Annotated in this window: 18 protein-coding genes; 7 read left to right on the top strand and 11 right to left on the bottom strand. The window is 73.7% G+C overall.

Annotated elements, in window-relative coordinates; all coding sequences use genetic code 11:
* The first annotated feature begins 13 nt into the window (after positions 1 to 13).
* Positions 14 to 478 carry a nitroreductase family deazaflavin-dependent oxidoreductase gene (locus ACQPYX_RS01065; protein ID WP_433801067.1) on the top strand — a complete coding sequence of 155 codons (465 nt, stop codon included), beginning with the start codon at positions 14 to 16 and terminating at the stop codon, positions 476 to 478.
* On the opposite strand, the gene ACQPYX_RS01060 is transcribed toward ACQPYX_RS01065, so the two are convergent.
* Positions 453 to 1,895 (bottom strand): acyltransferase family protein, encoded by a 1,443-nt coding sequence (locus ACQPYX_RS01060; RefSeq protein WP_433801066.1) that lies wholly within the window; start codon positions 1,893 to 1,895, stop codon positions 453 to 455. The two genes, ACQPYX_RS01065 and ACQPYX_RS01060, sit on opposite strands and share 26 nt — an antisense overlap.
* Before the next feature lie 382 nt (positions 1,896 to 2,277).
* On the opposite strand from ACQPYX_RS01060, the gene ACQPYX_RS01055 reads away from it, so the two are divergent.
* Entirely contained in the window at positions 2,278 to 4,503 is a 2,226-nt protein-coding gene (locus tag ACQPYX_RS01055; RefSeq protein ID WP_433801065.1) for a hypothetical protein, read from the top strand.
* 7 nt (positions 4,504 to 4,510) lie between these two features.
* Here ACQPYX_RS01055 and mscL read toward each other — a convergent pair whose 3' ends face one another.
* Both mscL and ACQPYX_RS01045 read right to left on the bottom strand, forming a co-directional pair.
* Complete coding sequence (gene mscL, locus ACQPYX_RS01050; protein ID WP_433801064.1) at positions 4,511 to 4,945, bottom strand: large conductance mechanosensitive channel protein MscL; 435 nt, start codon at positions 4,943 to 4,945, stop codon at positions 4,511 to 4,513.
* A gap of 149 nt (positions 4,946 to 5,094) precedes the next feature.
* The gene (locus ACQPYX_RS01045; RefSeq protein WP_433801063.1) at positions 5,095 to 5,415 is read right to left on the bottom strand and encodes a hypothetical protein; all 321 of its coding nucleotides are present in this window, start codon (positions 5,413 to 5,415) and stop codon (positions 5,095 to 5,097) included.
* Between the two features lie 349 nt (positions 5,416 to 5,764).
* Here ACQPYX_RS01045 and ACQPYX_RS01040 point away from each other — a divergent pair, with 349 nt between their 5' ends.
* The gene (locus ACQPYX_RS01040; protein ID WP_433801062.1) at positions 5,765 to 7,108 is read left to right on the top strand and encodes an MFS transporter; all 1,344 of its coding nucleotides are present in this window, start codon (positions 5,765 to 5,767) and stop codon (positions 7,106 to 7,108) included.
* A gap of 110 nt (positions 7,109 to 7,218) precedes the next feature.
* Here ACQPYX_RS01040 and ACQPYX_RS01035 read toward each other — a convergent pair whose 3' ends face one another.
* Positions 7,219 to 7,875, bottom strand: a complete 657-nt coding sequence (locus ACQPYX_RS01035; protein WP_433801061.1) for a hypothetical protein — start codon at positions 7,873 to 7,875, stop codon at positions 7,219 to 7,221.
* 134 nt (positions 7,876 to 8,009) lie between these two features.
* Here ACQPYX_RS01035 and ACQPYX_RS01030 point away from each other — a divergent pair, with 134 nt between their 5' ends.
* Positions 8,010 to 8,441, top strand: coding sequence for a hypothetical protein (locus ACQPYX_RS01030; RefSeq protein ID WP_433801060.1), 432 nt, complete (start codon positions 8,010 to 8,012; stop codon positions 8,439 to 8,441).
* Here the strand turns inward: ACQPYX_RS01030 and ACQPYX_RS01025 are convergent.
* Positions 8,438 to 10,441 (bottom strand): glycosyltransferase, encoded by a 2,004-nt coding sequence (locus ACQPYX_RS01025; protein WP_433801059.1) that lies wholly within the window; start codon positions 10,439 to 10,441, stop codon positions 8,438 to 8,440. The two genes, ACQPYX_RS01030 and ACQPYX_RS01025, sit on opposite strands and share 4 nt — an antisense overlap.
* A gap of 129 nt (positions 10,442 to 10,570) precedes the next feature.
* Between ACQPYX_RS01025 and ACQPYX_RS01020 the strand changes: the two genes are divergently transcribed.
* On the top strand, positions 10,571 to 12,046 hold the full coding sequence (locus tag ACQPYX_RS01020; protein WP_433801058.1) for a hypothetical protein: 1,476 nt from the start codon (positions 10,571 to 10,573) through the stop codon (positions 12,044 to 12,046).
* Between the two features lie 18 nt (positions 12,047 to 12,064).
* Here ACQPYX_RS01020 and ACQPYX_RS01015 read toward each other — a convergent pair whose 3' ends face one another.
* The 4 genes from ACQPYX_RS01015 to glf are packed head-to-tail and all read right to left on the bottom strand — an operon-like array spanning position 12,065 to position 16,082.
* Positions 12,065 to 12,805, bottom strand: coding sequence for a hypothetical protein (locus ACQPYX_RS01015; RefSeq protein WP_433801057.1), 741 nt, complete (start codon positions 12,803 to 12,805; stop codon positions 12,065 to 12,067).
* Between the two features lie 16 nt (positions 12,806 to 12,821).
* Entirely contained in the window at positions 12,822 to 14,021 is a 1,200-nt protein-coding gene (locus tag ACQPYX_RS01010) for an alpha/beta hydrolase (protein ID WP_433801056.1), read from the bottom strand.
* Positions 14,018 to 14,884 (bottom strand): DMT family transporter, encoded by an 867-nt coding sequence (locus tag ACQPYX_RS01005; RefSeq protein WP_433801055.1) that lies wholly within the window; start codon positions 14,882 to 14,884, stop codon positions 14,018 to 14,020. The genes ACQPYX_RS01010 and ACQPYX_RS01005 overlap by 4 nt, the downstream gene beginning before the upstream one ends.
* A 4-nt stretch (positions 14,885 to 14,888) precedes the next feature.
* On the bottom strand, positions 14,889 to 16,082 hold the full coding sequence (gene glf / locus ACQPYX_RS01000) for a UDP-galactopyranose mutase (protein WP_433801054.1): 1,194 nt from the start codon (positions 16,080 to 16,082) through the stop codon (positions 14,889 to 14,891).
* Between glf and ACQPYX_RS00995 the strand changes: the two genes are divergently transcribed.
* Positions 16,081 to 16,569 carry an SRPBCC family protein gene (locus tag ACQPYX_RS00995; protein ID WP_433801053.1) on the top strand — a complete coding sequence of 163 codons (489 nt, stop codon included), beginning with the start codon at positions 16,081 to 16,083 and terminating at the stop codon, positions 16,567 to 16,569. The genes glf and ACQPYX_RS00995 overlap by 2 nt on opposite strands.
* Before the next feature lie 89 nt (positions 16,570 to 16,658).
* Here the strand turns inward: ACQPYX_RS00995 and ACQPYX_RS00990 are convergent, their stop codons facing one another.
* Entirely contained in the window at positions 16,659 to 18,041 is a 1,383-nt protein-coding gene (locus tag ACQPYX_RS00990; protein WP_433801052.1) for a heparin lyase I family protein, read from the bottom strand.
* A 199-nt stretch (positions 18,042 to 18,240) separates the two neighbouring features.
* Between ACQPYX_RS00990 and ACQPYX_RS00985 the strand changes: the two genes are divergently transcribed.
* A complete protein-coding gene (locus ACQPYX_RS00985; protein ID WP_433801051.1) occupies positions 18,241 to 18,804 on the top strand; it encodes a TIGR03086 family metal-binding protein in 564 nt (187 codons plus the stop codon).
* On the opposite strand, the gene ACQPYX_RS00980 is transcribed toward ACQPYX_RS00985, so the two are convergent.
* Positions 18,801 to 20,111 (bottom strand): heparin lyase I family protein, encoded by a 1,311-nt coding sequence (locus tag ACQPYX_RS00980; RefSeq protein WP_433801050.1) that lies wholly within the window; start codon positions 20,109 to 20,111, stop codon positions 18,801 to 18,803. The genes ACQPYX_RS00985 and ACQPYX_RS00980 overlap by 4 nt on opposite strands.
* Between the last annotated feature and the right edge of the window lie 143 nt (positions 20,112 to 20,254).

Genomic DNA, 20,254 nt, shown 5'->3' with positions numbered 1-20,254 from the left:
GCACACTGCGGGCATGGTCGACGCCCGTGCCATGAACCGTCAGATGGTCGAGCGGCTGCTCGCCGCCCCCGCCGAGGAGCCCGCCGAGGACGCGTACGCGCTGCGCGTCGTCGAGACGCGCGGCCGGACCAGCGGGGAGCCCCGCCGCACCCCGCTCGCCGTCGTGCGCCACGGCGGCCGCGACCACCTCGTCACGCCGGACCCGTCCCGCGACTGGGCGCAGAACCTCCTCGCCCACCCCGAGGCGACGCTGCGCTCCGCGGACGGCGACGTGCCGGTGCGCGCGGAGCGGATCGGCGCCGACGAGGGTGCGCCGGTGGTGCAGGCCTACCTCGCGGCGATGACCGTGCCGTGGGCGCTTAAGGCGTTCCCGGTGAGCCCGGACGACCCGCTCGACACCGTCCGCGCACACATGGACGGGATCGCGGTGTGGTGGCTCCGCCCTGTGAGTACTAATCCGTGCCAGGACGCGGACTAGTACTCACGAGGCGAAGCCTCATCGGCTCCTCGATCCACCGGTACGCCAGGTGGGCCAGGAGCACCGACCCGACGAGGACGTGCGGGATCGCCAGGGCCGCGAGCGAGGAGTTCGGGGCCAGCGCCGGGAACCGCGTCATCGCCACGACCGTGATCTCGATCAGCGGGAAGTGCACCAGGTAGATCGCGTAGGAGATCCGGCCGCCGTGCTGCAGGCGCGGCGAGGACAGCCAGTCCACGATCCGGCCCCGGGCTACGCACAGCGCGCCGAGCAGCACCGGGAACATCGGGACGGCGAGCCACAGCCGGTCGGCCGCGGGGATCGCCGCGGACGCCGGTGCCGAGGCCGCCCAGTACGCCACCAGCACCGTCTCGGCGAGCACGGCCAGCACCACGCGACCGGCCCAGAGCTCGACGACGGGCGTCCGCGGCAGCCGGTCCACCACGAGCCACGTCAGCATCCCGGCGGTGAACCCGCCCCCGATGCGCAGCAGCCAGACCCACGCGCCCGACTCCCCGGCACCCGCCGTCACCAACGGGACCACCGCGACCGGCGAGGCGGCGAGCACCGCGAGCACCGCCAGCACCGGCAACGGCCACGAGCGGACCCGCCACGCCGCGAGGACCAGCAGCGGGAAGCACAGGTAGGCGAGCCACTCGGCGCTCACCGACCACGCCGGCAGCACGAACGAGACGCCCTCGATGCCCGACGAGGTCCACATCTGGGTCATCGTCAGCTGCCGGATCCAGCCGAGCGGGCCGAGCGAGGGCTGCGGGTTCTGCCAGGCCACGATCCCGTCGCTGCCGAACACCAGGCGCGCCGAGCACCAGAGCCCGAACGCCACCGTGACCACCGCGTACAGCGGCCACACCCGGGCGATCCGCGCGCGCAGGAACCGGGCCGTCCCACCGACCGACGGCCGGGCCCCCATCCGCGCGAGGTACGAGCGGGTCAGCACCAGCCCGGAGAGCACGAAGAACAGATCCACCCCGAGCGGCCCGGCCGCGACGATCGGCGCGATCGGGGCGGTCCAGCGCGCGAACACGTCGCCGGGGATGTACGAGGCGTGCAGCAGCAGCACCCACACGGCCGCGACGAAGCGCAGCCCGGTCAGCTGGGCGATGTCCTGCGGCTTGCTGGCCGACGACGGCTCGGTGCCGGTCGGGCGGCCGGCCGTCGGCTCGACGGCGGGCAGGGCGGGCACCGGCGCGGTTCCCCGGGTCCGAGGGAGCGGGAGGACGGTCCCGCTCCCCGCACCGGGCGTCCGGAAGCCGACCGGCGACGCCGCGAGGGCACCGTCGGCCGCGAGCGGCACCGCCACCAGCGGCGTCGTGCGGAGCGAGGAGACCCGGGTCGGCTCCGCCGCCGCTCCGTGCGCACTGGACACCCGCGACGTGAGTGACGTCAGCGTTCCCATCGTGCTGCCTCCTGAGACCCCGTGCTCCCCGACCGAGCGCCCCGATCGGGTCGACCGCTGCGCTCGACCTGTGGAACGGCACGGCTCGTCCGAATCCTGATAGGCCATTCAGTGGATCGAGCGACCGCCGTCCGGTCGCTGTCCGCGAGCCGGGTGACGTCGGCACGGACCGTGACGACTCCGGCTCGCGCCGCGCCCCGATCCGACCCGTCCGAGCGGTGCGCGACCCTCCCCGGTGGAGTGGGCCGTGCGCCGGTCGCGGAGCGATCTCCCCTGGTCACGCACCGTGCGCGCCGCGCCCCGCCCGCCGTGGGTTCCGACGGGCCGCCTACCGTGGCGGGGTCGCCGCGCAGGAGGCGTGTGACGAGGAGGAACAGCTGTCGTGACCAGGGGCCCGACGATCTCCGATCCCGCCCTCGGACCGGACCCGACGCGCCCGGCCGACCCCGCGGATCACCCACACGGGGACCGGGTTCAGCCCCACTGGAGGCGCCTCGCCGGTGACCGCGCGCTGCTCGGGGTCGGCGCACTCGCCCTCCTGGCGTCCCTCGCGGTCGTCGTCGTGAACCTCGCGCACAACCAGGGGCGGTTTGTCCCGCCGCTCGACGACGTCTACATCCACCTGCAGTACGCCCGTCAGATCGGCCTCGGCGAGTTCCTCCGCTACCAGGCGGGCGCGCCCCGCACGACGGGCGCGAGCAGCCTGCTCTACGTCCTGCTGCTCGGTGCGGCCTCGGTGGTCCTGCCGTCCGGGCTGCTGCTCTACGCGGCGGTCGCGTTCGGGATCGCCTGCTTCGTCGGGACGGTGGTCCTCGTCGCGCTGCTGGGCCGGGAGCTCGGCTCGCGGCACGTGGGCACCGTCGCGGGCGTCCTGACCGCCCTCTGCGGTCCGCTGCTCTGGGGCGTCACGAGCGGGATGGAGGTCGCGCTCGTCGCGGTGCTCGTGGCGGCGGTGCTGCTGGCCTTCGTGCGCGAGCAGCCGTTGGGCCACTTCGTCGCGACACCGCTCCTCGGCATCCCCCTCGTGATCACCCGGCCGGAGGGCCTCGTCCTCGTCGTCGCCGTGCTCGTCGGCGCGGTGGTGACGCTCGTCCGCCGTCGGCGCCGACCGGCCGTCGGGAACGCCCTGCTGCTCGTGCTGCCGCTGCTGGCGGCGCTGGCGCAGTTCGGGCTCTACCGGCTGCTGACCGGATCGGCGGAGAACTCCGGCGTCGTCGCGAAGTCGTGGTTCAGCCGGCCGCTGGGGTCGCCCCTGGAGGTCGTCGACCGCGTGGTCACCACGGCACGGACCGCGCTGGAGCTCGTCGGCGGGCTCACGACGACGACGGTGGCCGGGCCGGGCGTCGCGATCCTCGCGGCGATCGGGCTCGCGGCGGTCGGCTCCCGACGGCGGGTCGTGGCCGGGTCGCTCGCCCTCGGGCTCGCCGGGGTGCTGCTGGCCGTCGCGACGCTGCAGACCGCGCTGTGGCACGACGGCCGCTACCTGCAGCCCTTCCTGCCGCTCGTCGTCCTGCTCGCGGTGCTCGGCGTCCGCGCGATCGGCCGGGCGGCCGGCGACGCGCGCAGCGGGCGGGTCCTGACGACGGGTCTGGTCGCGGTGCTCGGCGCGTTCGCCCTGGTCGCGGCGCCGACGTGGGCGCTGCGGCAGGGCGAGCAGGCCGCCGGGATCCGCGAGTCGGCCGTCTCGGTGGCGCAGTGGCTGAAGGGCAACACGCCTCCGGACGCGGTGGTGGCCGTGAACGACGTGGGCGCCGTGGCGTGGTTCTCCGACCGCCGCGTGGTCGACCTCGTCGGGCTGACCACCCCCGGCTTCGCGCGCCCCGCCCTCGAGGGGTCCGGTGCGATGTACGAGCAGCTGGCGCACCTGCCGCCGGACCGGCGTCCGTCGTACTTCTCGATCTTCGACGACAACGGGCTCCTGCCGGTCGGCGACCTGCCGAAGGCGCGCCTCCTCGGTGACGAGCCGCTGACGTCGTTCGACCTCAAGAGCCCGGAGCGCGACGGCGGACCGTTCGGCGGCATCTGCCAGACCCTCGGCGGATGTCCGGTGATCAGCGTGTGGCGGGCCGACTGGTCGCACGTCGGCAGCGGCGACCTGCCCGACGACCCGGTGCCGGGGCGGATCGTCGACCGGGTCAACGTCGGCGACCTCGCCGACGAGGCCGCGCACGGCTACGGCGTCGACCGGGCCCTCGTCGGGGTGGCCGACCAGACCGAGGTGCGCAACCAGGACGCGGCGGGCCGCGTGGTCGTCGACAGCGGCCGGCACGTGGTGGGCGGCGAGCACTTCACGCTGCGCGGGCTCACGCCCGGGCGCCCCGTGACCCTCACGGGTCGGGTCGACGCCCGGGAGCCGGTGGCGGACCGCAACACGGGGGCGGGCGTCGTCGCGGTCGGCGTGGACGGGCGCGGCGTGGGGACGTGGGAGTTCGGCACGACGGTGCCGGGGCTCGCGCCGGACGCCGAGCACTCGTGGGCGCAGTCATCGTTCACGATCCCGGCGGAGGCGGTGACCTCCCCGGACCTCACGGTCACCCTCGGCCCGCGGCAGCCGTTCCTCGCGCCCTACCCCGACTACCGGGCCTTCTCGTACTGGGCGGTGCAGTAGCTTCCGCTCACCTGTCCTGGTGCGGGATCCGCCCCGCCGTGCCGCCGTCGTCGCGTCGGGGGCCGCGGGCCTGCTCGCGCAGCAGGTCCCGGATCTCGGCGAGGAGCTCGACGTCGGTCGGCTCGGCCGGACCGGCCTCCTCGCCCCGCTTGCGCCGCTCCTGGATGATCTTCAGCGGCAGGACGACGAGGAAGTAGATGACGGCCGCGGTGATCACGAAGGTGATCACGCTGTTGATGAACGACGCGTAGTCGAACACGACGCCGTTGACCGTGAACGTCCCCGCCAGCTCCCCGCCGCCGGTCGCGAGCTGGATGAGCGGCTTGAGGAAGGCGGTGGTGAACGCGGTGACCACGGCCGTGAACGCCGCGCCGATCACCACGGCCACCGCGAGGTCGACCACGTTGCCGCGGAGCAGGAAGTCCTTGAACCCCTTCAGCACCGGGGGCCCTCCGTCTCGCTCGTTCGCCACATCTGCGCACCGAGCGTAACCGGACCTCACACACGGACGCGCCCGCCACGCCGGTGGGGGGAGCCGGCGGGGCGGGCGCGTCGGTCGTCGGCGCGCCGGAACGGCGCAGCCGAGGCCTGCTAGTTGACGGCGTCGATCGGGTTCGAGCAGGACTTCGCGATGCCCGCCGAGTTGCCCTTCTTCGCGTCCGAGAGGATCGGGATCGAGCCGGCGTTGTCCTGCACCGGCACCTGGACACCCAGGACGTTCACCGGCACGTCGTTGTTGCAGACGTTGATCGGGGTGTTCGGCGCGAAGTCGCTGGAGTTGATCAGGCCCTTCTGCACGGTGGCCCCGTCCCAGTCGCTCTCGTGCGCGAAGGCGGCACCCGTCGTGCTCGCGAGGCCGGCGCCGATCAGCGACGTCGCCAGCACGGCCTTGCGGATCATTCCCACGGTCATGTCCTCTCGGTCTTCCTGTCGGCGACCAGGTCGATCGCGTGACCGAACGTCATCACACGTGTGCGAAACGTGTCGGAATCGGGTCGGGTAGCCGCGGGCACCCGTCCGTGCACGGATCGATGTCCCCGTTCCCGGTGACGCCGGGAGCGCTCCGTGGTCCGTCCGGGCATCTTTTCCGACACGTCACTCCGACAGTGCTCACGTCCTCGTCACGGGACGCACAGGGCGTCGGCGCGACCAGTGCGCTCGGCTGCGCCGAACGGCTGACATGTGGCGCCGGACGGCGGGACGCGTGTCACGCGTCGTCGGGAAGGCCGATTCGTTCCGGTCGTGGGCTAGCGTCCGTGCCGTGTCCACCGGGTCGGCCGCGTCGCTCTCCCCCCTGCCCACCCCGAGCACCACCGGGGCCCTCGTCCGCTGGGCGGCGTGGGACTGGGGCTCGGCCGCGTTCAACGCGGTCATCACGACCTTCGTCTTCACCGTCTACCTCACCAGCGGCGTGGCCGCCGACGAGGCCAGCGGGTCCGCGGCCCTGGCGAACACGATCGCGATCGCCGGCGTCCTCGTCGCCGTGACCGCCCCCGTCTACGGACAGCGCAGTGACGCGGCCGGGGCCGAGCAGGGGCGGCAGCGGCGGCTCGGGGTGCTGACCGCGGTGATCGTCGTGGCCAGCGCGCTGATGTTCCTGGTCCAGGGCGCGCCCGACTACCTGCTGCTCGGACTGATCCTGCTGGGCATCGGGACGTTCGCCTACGAGCTCGCGCAGGTCGAGTACAACGCGATGATCTACCGCCTCGCGCCGCCCGGCCGGACCGGCTGGGTCTCGGGCGTCGGCTGGTCGGCGGGTTACCTCGGCGGGATCGTCCTGCTCGCCCTCTGCCTGTTCCTGTTCATCCCGCCGATCGGGGCGATCACGTTCGGGAGCGCGGACCTCGCGCCCCGGGTCGTCGCCCTGCTCGCCGCCGTGTGGTTCGCGGTCTTCGCGATCCCGGTGCTGTTCATGCGCTTCCCGTACCCGCCCCCGCCGGGGGACGCCGAGGCGGCGACGGTCAGCTGGCTCGGCTCGTACCGGCTGCTCGTGCAGCGGCTGGTCCGGCTCTACCGCACCGATCCGCACCTGCTCGGCTTCCTGGTCGCGAGTGCCATCTACCGCGACGGCCTGACCGCGGTGTTCACCTTCGGCGGCGTGCTCGCGGCCGGGACGTTCGGCCTCGACTCGTCCGAGGTGATCATCTTCGCGATCGTCGCCAACGTCGTCTCGGCGGTCGGCGCCGTCGTCGGGGGCCGGCTCGACGACCGCATCGGACCCAAGCCGGTGATCCTCGTGTCGCTCGGGGCGCTCGTCGTGGTCGCCGGGGCGCTGCTGCCGGCGTCGGGCAAGACGGCGTTCTGGATCGGCGGGCTCTTCCTCTGCCTGTTCGTCGGCCCGGCCCAGGCCTGCTCGCGCAGCTACCTCGCCCGCCTCGTCCCGCCCGGGCGCGAGGGCGAGATCTTCGGCCTGTACGCGACGACCGGACGGGCCGTCAGCTTCCTCGCCCCGTTCCTGTTCGGCCTGTTCATCACGCTGTTCGGCGAGCAGCGGTGGGGCATCCTCGGCATCGGGATCGTGCTGCTGCTGGGCCTGGTCGCCCTCGTCCCCGTGCGGGGTGTCGCCGGTTCCTCGGGTGCCGGGAGCGCGGCCGTCGGGAGCTGAGGCTTCCCGACGACGTCCGGGGCGAGTCCGCCCTCGCCCGTCCGGCGAGGTGCACACCACGCAGGCCGGGCGCGCCCGGAACCTGCCCTCCGTACACCTCGCGACGCGGACTAGCGCACCCGCGCCGCGACGAAGCGGATCAGCCGGGACACCAGCTCGCCGACGAACACCCAGAACACCGCCGCGACGAGCGAGTTCACGATGAGCGCGATCGTCGGGTCGGCCGGCACGAAGAGGTCGCGGAACCCGAGGATCACCAGGTTCGCGAGGCCGCCGATGAACTGCGCGACCCCGTTCGCCGGGTTCACCCCGACCAGCACGAGCACGAGGTTCACGATCAGTACCAGCGCGAACAGCAGCGCGAGGGTGCGCAGGACGGTCGCGATCACGTTGCCCGCGCGCCAGGCAATCTCGCCGACGTCGACGTGGCGGCGCTGCTGGGCCTCCGGCTCGGCCCACGAGGTGTCGGCCGCGCCGCGCTCGTGCTTCTCCGTCTTCGCCTCGGCGGGGGCCGACTGCTCCGTCTTCGCCTCGGCCGGGGCCTGCTGCTCCGTCTTCGCGTCAGCAGGAGCCGACTGCTGCTTCTCGGTCGGGGCCTCGGCCGGGGCCGACTGCTCTGTCTTCGCCTCGGCAGGCGCTGAGTCCGAATCCGACGAGCCCGACTCCTCCGCCGTCGCCTCGTCGGGCGCCCGGTGCCGACCGGCCTCCTCCGCCTCCGCCGACTGCTGGTCGGACGTCGTCTGCTCCCCGGTCCCCTGCTGCGCCATCCGCCAATCTTGACACCGTCCGCCGTCCGGCCACGCACGGTCGGGGCGGCGACGCTCCGGGCGAAATCGGTTGAGCCGGGACCACCTCCTCGGCGACGGTGAGGTCACCGCCGAGCGCACCGAGGAGGGACGCCATGACCGGCACCACGACCGTCCCGCCGGTGCGGGTCGTCGGCCCGGCGCTGCGCCGTGCCCCGTTCGCCGGCGAGCTCGTCGACTGGCTCGGCGAGGGCATCGCCGCCCGTGGGAGGCGCACGGACGCGCCCGACCCCGCCCGACCCGCCGTCGTGATCGTCCCGGAGTACCTGCGCGCGGCGCCGCAGACTCTCCTCGCCGACCTCCGGGCCGGCGGCTGGGCGGGCCGCGCCGTCGGGCTCGTCGGCTACGCCGGGCGCACCCGGGCCCGGTACGCGCTCGACGACGCCCGCGAGGCCCTGCAGGACGCGGGCGCGCGGGTGGTCGGCCCGTCGCTCGGCCTCGACGTCGCCCGGTGGCGCACCACGGGCTTCGACGAGGCCGACGTCCTGCTGCGCGACCTGGTGCTCGACGAGCTGGCGACCGTCTAGCGGAACCGGGAGAAGACCTGGGCCTCCCACGCCTCCCGGCTGACGAGCTCGCCCATGTCGTCGCGGTAGCGGCGGCGCAGCGAGGTCCACGATCGCTGGACCTCGCGGTGCAGCGCGAGCGAGGTCCGCAGCAACCGGAGGAACTCCGCGCGGTCCCGGTGCCGGAAGGTGACGCCGGTGCCGTCGGAGGTGGACACCGTGACCCCGTCGAGCCGGGACAGCAGGAACCACGTCCCGTGCTCGGCGGGCACGTTGCGCTGCGGACGCTGCGCGGCGTCGGCGTTGGTGGGCCGCAGCTGGTGGCGCAGCGCGCCGAGCAGCGTGCGCACCTGCGCGACCTTCCCCTGCGGCGGCTCCGGCCACAGCTGCGCCGCGAGCGCACCGATCGGCGGCTCGGGCAGCTCGCGGGCGCTCGCGACGACCTTCCCGTCGGGATAGCGCGCCCGCAGCGCCCGGACCTCGCCCAGCGCCGTGGGCAGCGAGCCGAACAGCGCCTTCGGCCCGGACAGGAAGTCGCGCATCGCCATCTGGTGCAGCGCGATCGCCGAGTACTCGAGCAGGAACAGGTGCCGCAGCGTGCGCTTGAGCGAGTCGAGCAGCATCGCCTTCGGGTCGTCCGGCCCGTGCAGGGCGGCGACGACGAGGCGGTTGCGGGCGTGGAAGTAGGCCTGCCAGTCGGAGCTGTCGTCCTTCTCGACGAAGCTCATGTGCCAGATCGCGACGCCGGGCACGGTCGCCGTCGGGAAGCCGTGGGCGCCCGCGCGCAGGCCGTACTCGCAGTCGTCCCACTTGATGAACAGCGGCAGCGGCTGGCCGACCCGCTCGGCGACGACCCGCGGGATGAGGCACATCCACCAGGCGTTGTAGTCGACGTCGGTGCGCCGGTGCATCCACAGCGTCTCGCGCAGCGAGTCGACCGCGAAGTCGTGGTCGTCCTCGGTGTTCGGCGCGAGCTGCCAGAAGAACGTGTGCCGGTCGACCACCTCGCCCATGACGTGCAGGTGCGACCGCGCCTGCAGCGAGAGCATCTGCCCGCCCACGAGCATCGGCGTCCGGGCGTAGCGGGCGAAGGCGAGGGCCCGCAGCACCGAGTCGGGCTCGAGGACGACGTCGTCGTCCATGAACAGGATGAACTCGGCGTCGGTGTGCTCGAGCGCCTCGTACATGATCCGGCTGTAGCCGCCGGAGCCGCCGAGGTTCGGCTGGTCGATGACCCGGAGCCGGTCTCCGAGCAGCGCTGCGGCCTCGTCGAACCCGTCCTGCTCGCGCACCTTGGACGTGCCCTGGTCGGGGATGACGACGGCGGTGAGCACGCCGCGGACCAGCGGGTCCTCCCCGAGGGCGCGCAGGGTGTTGACGCAGTCCGAGGGCCGGTTGAACGTCGGCATCCCGACCGTCACGGCCGCGCGCCCCGGCGCCAGCCGGTCACCGAACCAGCCGCCCTCCAGCAGCTCCAGGGGCTCGTTCCCGCTGGACAGGTCGAACCAGACCCACCCGCCGTCCTCGAACGGGCGCAGCGGGACCGGCACGTCGACCGTGCCCTCCCCGGTGACCGCCTCGCCGTGGACGTGCACCGGCACGCCGCGCGCGGTGGAGCGGTAGACGTCCACCCGGCCGGCACCGCGCAGCCGGAGCCGCAGGTGCACGGCGTCGAGCACCGACCAGCGCCGCCAGTACGACGCGGGGAACGCGTTGAAGTACGCGGCGAACGACGTCTCGGTGTGCTCGGGCACCCGCACCGAGGTCCGGGAGAGCACCTCCGCGCGGCGACCGCCGGCGGTGGTGAGGTGCAGGACGAACTCGTCCTGTTCCTCGTTGACGGTGCCGGGCCGCTCGGCGGTGGGCGCCGCGGACCGCAGCGACGTCGCGGTGCCCTCGTCGAGGTAGAGCGCGCGCACGGTGGTGGGGTCGGCCGGGCGCGGCAGGATGATCCGCTGGAGCAGCGCGGACTCCAGGTCGCGGGCGCTGGGCTCCACCGGGGCCTCCTGCGTGCTCGTCATGCGCCCGACGGTAGCGCCCACCCGCGAGCGCACCCGTCCGCCCCCGCGGCGTGCCGCCGGACGGCGCAACCCGTCGTTCTGCTGGAGATTGTCCGTTTCCTCCGTTCCCGACGACGGGAAGCTCGCGCCATGCCGTCGTCCGCGCCTGTCGCCACCACCGCGTCCCGCCCCGCCGGCTCGTCGGCCGGCCTCCTCGGGGATCTCGTCGGGCCCGTCGTCCGGGCCCTGGGCCTCGCCCCGTCCCGCCGCAGCAGCGGCCGCCCCGGTCGCACGCACGTGGAGGTGCGCGGGGTGGCCACGCCCGGGCAGGCGTCGGCCCGCAAGGACCTCGTCGAGGAGCTGCTCGCCGTGCCCGGGGTCGAGGGCGCGGTGGTCAACGCGGTGGTCGGGCGGGTCGTGGTCGACCACGCCCCGGACGTCGCGCTCGCGCGGCTGGTCGCGGTGGTGGAGGAGGTCGAGCGCCGGCACGGACTCGACCGTGCGCCCGCCGACACCTCCGGCAAGCACCCCGCCGACGTCACCCCGTGGGCCCGGCAGGTCCTCGCGCTCGGGGTCGACCTCGCCGGGCTCGGGCTGGCCGGGGTGGAGCGCGTCCTCGGTCTGGTGCCGCTCACCCGGTCCATCCCGCCGGTGCTCACGGCGACGCTCTCGCTCGTCGACGCGGTGCCGTCGACCCGCACGGCGGCCGAGCGGACCGCGGGGGGCGCCACCACCGAGTCGTGGTTCTCGCTCGGCAGCTCCAGCCTGCAGGCCCTCGGCCGCGGCCCGATCGGGCTCGTCGTCGACGCCTGCTACCGCGCGGTCCGCGCCGACGAGGCCGCCGCCCGGACCGCGGCGTGGCGGGCCTGGGACTCCCGGACCCCGCTGCGCACGCACACCGCGGAGCCGCTCGACGCGGCGTCGCGGCCCGGCACGCTGCCCCGCGGGCCGGTCGACGTCGTCGGCGACCTCTCCGGCGCCACCGCCATCGCCGCCTTCGGCACGGTCGCGGCGCTGGTGCCGGAGCGGGCCGCCGCGGTGCTGCTCGCCGGCGTCCCGAAGGCCGCCCGCTGGGGCCGGGAGGCCTACGCCGCGGCCGCGCACCGCGCCGTGTCCGACCTCGGCGTGGTCAGCATGGACCCGGACGCGCTGCGCCGCGCCGACCGGGTCGACATGGTCGTGGTCGGCGAGGGCCTCGCGGACCGGCTCGGCGACGCGGCCGCCGCCGTGGGCCGGCTCGTCGTGGTCGACGAGGAGGTGACGACGATCGCGGTGGCGCGGCTGCAGGCCGCCGGCCACGGCGTCGTCCTGGTCAGCGCGGACGACGTCGAGGGCCTGGCGCAGGCCGACGTCGGGATCGGTCTCGGCGCCGACGTGCCGTGGAGCGCCGACCTGCGCTGCGGCGACGTCGACCAGGCCCGGGCCGTGCTGCTCGCCGTCGCCGGGGCGCGGGCGGCCTCGTGGCGCGCGGCCGTGCTCGCGCTCACCGGGTCCCTCGTCGGCGCGCCGATCGCCCTCACCTCGTCGCTGGTGGGGCTGACCGGGCGCACGAACGCCCCCGTCACGCTCGCGGCCCTCGCCGCGCTCGGGGTGAACACGTGGGCGGGGCGCCGGTCGGCGCGGTGAGGGGAGGATCCGGGCGCCCTAGCGTCGTGAGGGTTCCCCTCGCGCCGGAAGGGGGGACGTGAGCCGCCACGCCACCGGCTCCCGGTGCAGGGCGAAGGTGGCCGCCCGACTCGCCTCGAACTCCTCGGGCAGGGCGTGCACCCCGCCGTCGCGTCCGATGTTGTCGCTGCGGCTCGCGAGCGGCCCGACGAAGCGCAGCCCGCGGGCGGCGGCGATGCGCTCGACCCCGAAGTCCCACCCCGCGCCCGCGCCGTCCCAGGGGGCCCGGGCCGCCTCGAACCAGTCGTCGCGCAGGCAGGTCTCCCACCGGTCCGCCCACGTGCCCCACACCCAGGCGCAGAAGCCGGTGTCGGCGAGGACGTCCGTCGGCTGCGGCGCGGGGCGGTCGGAGAAGGTGCAGGCGGCGAGCACGTCGGGCTCGTCGGGAACGGCGGTGAGGCACTCGAGGACGTCGTCGGCCACGACGATGTCCTCCTCGCACAGCACCACGAAGTCCGCGCCCGACCCGAAGGCGGCGCCGAGTGCGTGGTGCGGGTTGGCCCGCACGCCGCGCTGCTCGGCGTTGACCTCGACCTCGACCGAGCGCGCGACCCGTCGTCGGGAGAACTCCTCGAGCACCGCCCGGCAGCGCGCGAGCCCGGTGCCTGGCTCGACGACGAACCGGACGTCCCACGCGGAGAGGCCGCGCACGGCCGACCAGGAGTCGAGCGTCTCGGCGAGGTAGCCCGGACGATTGCCGGACACGGTCATGGTGATCACGCGCGCTGGTACCCACTCACGGCTGCGGGCAGCTCACCTCCGGCGAGGGGATGCCGACGCGTGCGGCGATCCACGGCAGGGAGTCGGCGAACGCCTGCGAGAACACGTCGAAGGTGTGCGCGCCGCCCGGCACCACCACGGAGCAGACGGTGATCCCGGCCCGGCGCGCGAGCGGCACGAGTGTCTGCTGGGCGGCGTAGGGCTCACCGTCACCGTCGCCGACCTCGAACCACCCGCCGAGCCGGGGGTAGCGCCGCGCGGCCAGCAGCGACGCGGGCTCGTGGGCCCGGAACGCCTGCTCCGAGCCGCCGAACAGGCCGGTCACGGTCGACGCGGTGTCGGCGTTGGTGTCGCCGACCCGTGGGCCGGCGAGCCCGGCGTAGTCGCCGAAGGTCCCGAACGTCGCGGGGTGTCGCAGCGCCAGCATCGTGGCGCAGGAGCCGCCCTCGGACAGGCCCGCGACCGCCCACGCCCGCCCGGTCGGCTGCGTGCGGAAGGTCGACGTGACGAACGCCGGCAGGTCCTCGGTCAGCGCCGTCTCGACCCGCCCGAGCGGGGAGTCGACGCACTCGGTGTCGGCGTCCTCGGTGCCGTTGATGTCGGGCGCCACGAGGATCGGGGCCGTCCCGCCGTGCGCGGCGGCGAAGGCGTCGGCGGTCGCCGCGGCCAGTCCCGGCCCGAACCAGTCGGACGGCGTCCCCGGTGTGCCGTGCAGCAGGACGATCACCGGCAGCTTCGGGCGCGGCCGGTGGAACCAGGCGGGCGGGACGTAGACCAGGGCGGGTCGCGCGGTGAATCCCGAGCGCCGCGGCGGGATGGTCACCGGGGTGATCTCGCCGCTCCCGGGCACGGTGGTCTGGCGCAGCAGGCGCGCGAGGGGTGCCTCGTCCGCGGGCTCGACGCCGAGCACGGAGCCGAGCGTGCGGTCGTAGTCGACGTAGGTGTTCACCCCGGCGGCCACGTTGAGCAGCAGGAGCAGCACCGCCGCGAGCCCGCCGAACACCCGGCGCGCACGCCGGCGGGAGCCGACGGCTCCGACGATGGCGAGCACCAGCAGCACGCCGAGCAGGGCGTGGAACGCCCAGCCGGTCACCTCGACGTCGCGCGGGTCGCCGTCCGCCGCGACGAGCAGCACCACCACCAGCAGCGCTACCGCGGTGGCGAGCGCCGCGATCACCCGTGCCGTCCCGACGACGGGGCGGGTCCGGCTGGTCACACCGGCGCCGACTCGGGCGCGGCGGCGGCGCTCGACCGGGCGAGCACGGTCGTCGCCACCACCGTGACCACCACGAGCGCGCCGATGAGGACCCACTCGGCGCCGTCGGCCTGCACCTGCTCGCCGAGGACGGTCAGGCCGAGCAGGGCGGCGACGAGGGGTTCCGCGACGGTGATGGCGGGCAGCGTCGTCGCGAGGTCGCCCGCCTGGAACGCCGCCTGCTGCAGGTAGGTCCCGCCGATCGCGGCGGCCACCAGCACCCAGGTCTCCCAGCCCAGCAGCAGCGGCACGATCCCGTCGGTCAGCAGGTCGACCACCGACTTGGTCAGGGCGGCGAGCACGCCGTAGGCGATCCCCGTCGCCACGGCGAGCGCCGCCGCGCGGACCCGGCCGTGGCGGCGGGCGGCGAGGAGCAGGCAGGCCAGCAGGACGGCCACGAGCACCGAGCCCGTCGGCACCCACGCGGCGAACGGCGCCCGGTCCTGCCCCGCGGTCGGCTCGCCGATCACGAGGAACAGCGCCAGCGCCGCCGCGAGCACGAGCGCCCAGACCGCGTCGCGGGCCGTAATGCGCCGTCCGCCGGTCCACGCCTCGAGCGGCAGCGCGAACAGCAGCGTGGTCACCAGCAGCGGCTGCACCAGCAGCAGTGAGCCGACGCCGAGCGCGGCGGCCTGCACGACGAATCCGCCGGCGTCCCCGACGCTGCCCGCCCACCACACGGGCGAGCGCACGAGGCGACGCAGCAGCCCGAGCCCGGAGGCCTCGTCGTCGGGAACCCGTCCCGCCGCGCGTCGCTGGGCGACCGACCCGACCGCGAGCAGCAGCGCCGCGAGCAGCGCGAGCGCGATGGCCAGGCCGGTCACGGGGTCAGCCCTCGAGCGGGTCGGCGCCCTCGAAGTCGGTCCCCTCGGTGAACCACGGGGCGATCCGGTTGTCGAACATCGTCAGCGCCGACCCGATCGCCATGTGCATGTCGAGGTACTTGTAGGTGCCGAGACGCCCACCGAAGAGGACCTTCCGGTTGGTCGCCTCCTTGCGCGCGAGCTCGCGGTAGCGCTCGAGCTTGGCGCGGTCCTCCGGGGTGTTGATCGGGTAGTACGGCTCGTCGCCGGACTCGGCGAAGCGCGAGTACTCCCGGACGATCACCGTGCGGTCCGTCGGGTACGTCTTCCGTTCCGGGTGGAAGTGCCGGAACTCGTGGATGCGCGTGAACGGCACGTCGCGGTCGGCGTAGTTCATCACCGGGGTGCCCTGGAAGTCACCCGTCGTCGTGACGACCTCGGGCTCGAAGTCGAGCGTGCGCCAGCCGAGCTCGCCCTCGCAGAAGTCGAAGTACCGGTCGAGCGGGCCCGTGTAGACCGTCGGCACGTCCTCGGGCAGGTCGTCGCGCAGGTCGAACCAGTCGGTGTCGAGGCGGACCTCGATGTTCGGGTGGTCGGCCATCCGCTCGAGCCAGGCCGTGTAGCCGTCGACCGGGAGACCCTCGTGGGTGTCGTTGAAGTACCGGTTGTCGAACGTGTAGCGGACCGGCAGCCGGCTCACGATCGAGGCGGGCAGGTTCTTCGGGTCGGTCTGCCACTGCTTGGCGGTGTAGCCCTCGAAGAACGCCTCGTAGAGCGGGCGGCCGACGAGCGCGACGCCCTTCTCCTCGAAGTTCTGCGCGTCGTCGACGTCGATCTCGGCGGCGTGCTCGGCGACCCAGGCGCGGGCCTCGTCCGGCGTCATCGCCTTCCCGGCGAACTCGCAGATCGTCGCGAGGTTCACCGGCAGCGGGTAGACGCGGCCACGGAAGATCGTGAAGACGCGGTGCTGGTAGCCGGTGAACTCGGTGAACCGGTTGACGTACTCCCACACCCGCTCGTTCGAGGTGTGGAACAGGTGCGCGCCGTAGCGGTGCACCTCGATCCCCGTCTCGGGGTCGGGCTCGGAGTACGCGTTGCCGCCGAGGTGTGCGCGGCGCTCGACGACGAGCACACGCTTGTCGAGTTCGGTGGCGGCACGCTCGGCGATCGTCAGGCCGAAGAAACCGGATCCGACGACCACCAGGTCAGGCTGGGCCATGCACGTCACGGTAGCCGTGCTGGTGGCCGGGTATGCCGGGGGCATGCCGACCGTGACGCGGACCGTGAGCACGCCCGCCCCGCTGGAGACCGTCCGGGACTACCTGCGCGACTTCGCGAACGCCCCGGAGTGGGACGCGGGCACGATCACCTGCGAGCCGGTCGACCCGTCGACGCCCGTCGGCGTGGGCAAGCAGTGGACCAACGTCTCGGAGTTCCGCGGCAAGCGGACGACGCTGACCTACACCCTCGAGGCCGACGAGCCGGAGCGCATCCGCATCGTCGGACGGAACAAGACCGTGACCAGCGAGGACGAGATCGACCTCTCCTTCCTCGGCAACGTCACCACCGTCCGGTACACCGCGACCTTCACCTTCCACGGTGCCGCCAAGCTCGTCACGCCGCTGCTGATCCCGGCCCTGCAGAAGCTCGGTGACGACGCCGAGCGCTCGCTGCACGACGCGCTGGTGAAGCTGCCGACGTCCTGATGTCGCGCGGGCCCGTCCCGCTCCGGAATGAGCGAACGGCACTCTCGCGCACATAGATGCTGCGAGAGTGCCGCTCGTTCAGGACCGGGTCAGCCGCCCACCTGCGCCCGGGTGTTGCCGATCCGCGCGCTCTCGATCGTGTACTGCGCCGGCAGCGTGATCGCCGAGTCGCGGTAGAGGCCCATCTTCCAGTACGAGGCGACGGTGGCCGTCGACTTCTTGTCCGTCGGGTAGAGCGTCCCGCCCGCCGGCTTGTAGCCGGACAGCACCTGGGCGCCGTCCCGCCAGATGTCGACGGTGCCCTTGGCCGGGTCCCGCGAGAAGAAGATGTGCACGATCAGGTCGGTCTTCTGACCCGTGGTGGCCGGGCCGAGGACCTGGCCGAAGAGCCGGGAGCCGCCCGGGTAGCCGTAGCCGCCGGAGAGGTTGAGGTTGCCGTCCCGCACGGTGATCTCCAGCGGCGGCGACCCGGTCCCGTCGTTCTTCCACTGCGTGATCAGCTGCCAGGTGTTCACCTGCGTCGGGAAGTTTGTCGGCAGGTAGAAGGAGAACCGGAACCAGCGGTCCTGGCCCTCGGTGAAGGTCGCGGTCGTCGGGACGATCTCGGTGCGGGTGCCGCCGCCGGGCATCGTGAACTGCGCGGCCTTGGCGCCGGAGGTCACCGGGGAGTCGACGATGACCGGGGCGCTCGCGCCCACGTTGTTCCACGGGGTGTCGTCGAACTTCCCGAAGCCCGACGAGGTGAAGCTCGAGTCCCAGGTCTGCGTGGTCTGCGGCGGGAGGCTCGTCGACGTCGTCGTGGTGGTGGTCGGCGGGGCCGTCGTCGTGGTCGTCACGGGCGGGGCCGTCGTCGTGGTGGTCGTGACCGGCGGCGCGGTCGTGATCGTCGTCGTGACCGGCGGCGCGGTCGTGGTCGTCGTGACCGGCGGGGCCGTCGTCGTCGTCACCGGCGGGGCCGTCGTCGTCACCGGCGGGGCCGTGGTCGTCGTGGTCGGCGGCGGGGTGGTGGTCGTGTCCGGCGTCGAGAGCGCGGGCACGGTCCACTTCTGCGCGTTCGTGTTCACGCAGGTGGCGATGGTGACGACGACCTTCGCCGCGATCCGGTTGCCCTGCGGCGCGAGGCACAGCTTCGACTTCTGGTTCTGGATGAAGCCGGTGCTGTAGAGCGCCCACTTCTGCGAGGTCGACGTCGTCGAGCACACGACGAGCACGACGCGGGTCCCGTTCGCGGTGCCGCCGCCGAGGGTGTCGATGCAGCGCCCCTGCACACGCAGGGTGCCGTCGCTCCAGCGCGACCACTGCTGCCCGACGTTGGTGCCGCAGTAGTTCAGCCACTGGGCGTTGTTGGTCGCCGTCGAGTTGTTGGAGTTCTCCAGACACCCTCCGCCGAGGTTGGTGATCTGCCCCGTGACGGTCGCGGCGGACGCCGCGCCCGCTCCCAGACCCACCAGCAGCCCGACCAGGAGCGCCAACGCCCCGATCCCCGCACACACCCGTCGACCCACGTCGCCCCCCAGAATCACGTTCGGAGGTCACGTCGCGTGGATCTCGAGGATCATTACCGACTCCTCGTCACCCGGATGGTCGCAATCGGATAACGCACCGTCTCGCACTGTCGAGGATGAGGACGCGGGATCGACGACGGGGCGGACACCGAGGAGAGGGCGGACGATGGACGCAGCGCAGGAGTACCGTGACATCGCGGCACGGTTCACCGAGCTCGTGGAGGGCGTGCCGGACGACGCCACGTGGGAGCGCCGGTCGCCGGTGCCGGAGTGGACGGCCCGCGACGTCGTCGCCCACCTCGTGGGGTGGTTCCCGCCGTTCCTCGCCGGGGGCGCCGGCGTGCACCTGCCGGCGGGACCCGACGTCGGGACGGACCCCGCCGGAGCGTGGCGGACGATGAGCGACGGCGTGCAGGCCCTGCTCGACGACCCCGCGACGGCGCAGCGGCAGCTGGTGAACCCGCACATCGGGACGGTGCCGCTGCCGGAGGCGGTGGCGCGGTTCTTCACCACCGACGTCCTCATGCACAGCTGGGACCTGGCGCGCGCCACCGGCCAGGACCACGGGCTCGATCCCGACCGGTGCGCTGCGATCCTCGAGGGCATGCGCCCGCTGGACGAGATGCTGCGGGCGTCCGGCCAGTTCGGGGCGGAGGTCGAGGTCGGACCGGACGCCGACCCGGTGTCCCGGCTGATGGCCTTCGTCGGCCGGGACCCGCGGGACGCCTAGCTCGCCACCTGCGCGTAGGTGTTGCCGACCTTCGCGCTCTCGATCGTGTACCGGGCGGTCTGGGTGATCGCCGAGTCGCGGTAGAGGCCCATCTTCCAGTAGGAGCTCAGGGACGCCGTGGCGGCGGTGTTCGTCGGGTACAGCGTGCCGCCCGGCGGCTTCAGGCCCGTGACCACCTGGGTGCCGTTGCGCCAGACGTCGACGACGCCCTTGCCCGGGTCACGCGAGAAGAAGACGTGGACGACGAGGTCGATCCGCTGTCCCGTCGTCGCCGGCGCGATGACCTTGGAGAACGTGCGCGGGCCGGCGGGGTGGCCGTAACCCCCGGAGAGGTTCAGGTTGCCGTTGCCGACCGTCAGCTCCAGCGGGGGCGAGCCGGTCCCGTCGTTCTTCCACTGCGTGAGCAGCTGCCAGGAGGTGACCTGGGTCGGGAACCCGGCGGGCAGGTAGAAGGAGAACCGGAAGTAGCGGTCCTGGCCCTCGGTGAACGACGCGGTCGTCGGGACGATCTCCGACCGGGTCCCGCCGCCGGGCATCGTGAACTGCGCGGCCTTGGCGCCGGACGTGACCGGCGAGGTGACGAGCACCGGGGCGCTCGCGCCGACGTTGTTCCACGGGGTGTCGTCGAAGTTGCCGAACCCGGCGCCGGTGAAGTTCGAGTCCCACACCTGGCGAGTCTGACCCGGCAGCGAGGTCGTCGTCGTGGTGGTCGGCGGCGGCGTCGTGGTGGTGGTCCTCGGCGGGGTCGTCGTCGTGGGCGGCGGTGTGGTGGTCGTGGTCCGCGGGGGCGTCGTCGTCGTGGTCGGCGGGGGCGCCGTGGTGGTGGTCGTCGGGGTGGAGAGCGCCGGGACCGTCCACTTGTGGGCGGCCACGTTGGCGCACGCGACGATCGTCATGACGACCTTCGCGGCGATCCGGTTGGCCAGCGGCGCGAGGCACAGGCTCGACTTCTGGTTCTGCACGTAGCCCGCGACGTAGAAGTTCCAGCGCTGCGAGGTGGACGCGGCGTTGCAGGTCGCCAGCACCACGCGGGTGCCGGACGCGGTCGCCCCGCCGGCGGTGTCGGCGCACAGGTTCTGCACGCGCAGGCTGCCGTCGCTCCAGCGCGACCACTGCTGGCCGGCGTTGGTGCCGCAGTTGTTGAGCCACAGCGGGTTGTTCACCGCGGCGACGTTGTTCGCGTTCTCCAGGCAGCCGCCCGCCTGGTTCGCCACCCGTCCGGTGACCACGGCGGCCTCGGCCTGCCCCGGCGCCACCCCGACGGCGAGCACGCCGACGAGCAGGGCCAGGGCGCCCAACACGGACACGAGGGCCGTTGTGCGACGGTGTGGCGCCCGCTCCCGCCCGATCTCACTGTCCGTCATCCCGCTCCTCCGTTGCGTGACCGTTCGCTCCGGAGTTCGCTCGGCGCCCGCCGTTCATTAGTCCGAACGGACTACACGACCGGGTG

The sequence above is a fragment of the Actinomycetospora sp. CA-084318 genome, assembly GCF_050955885.1.
Taxonomy (GTDB): Bacteria; Actinomycetota; Actinomycetes; order Mycobacteriales; family Pseudonocardiaceae; genus Actinomycetospora.
The sequence above is the reverse complement of the archived record's forward strand: the minus strand, read 5'-3'. Positions and strand labels throughout refer to the sequence as shown.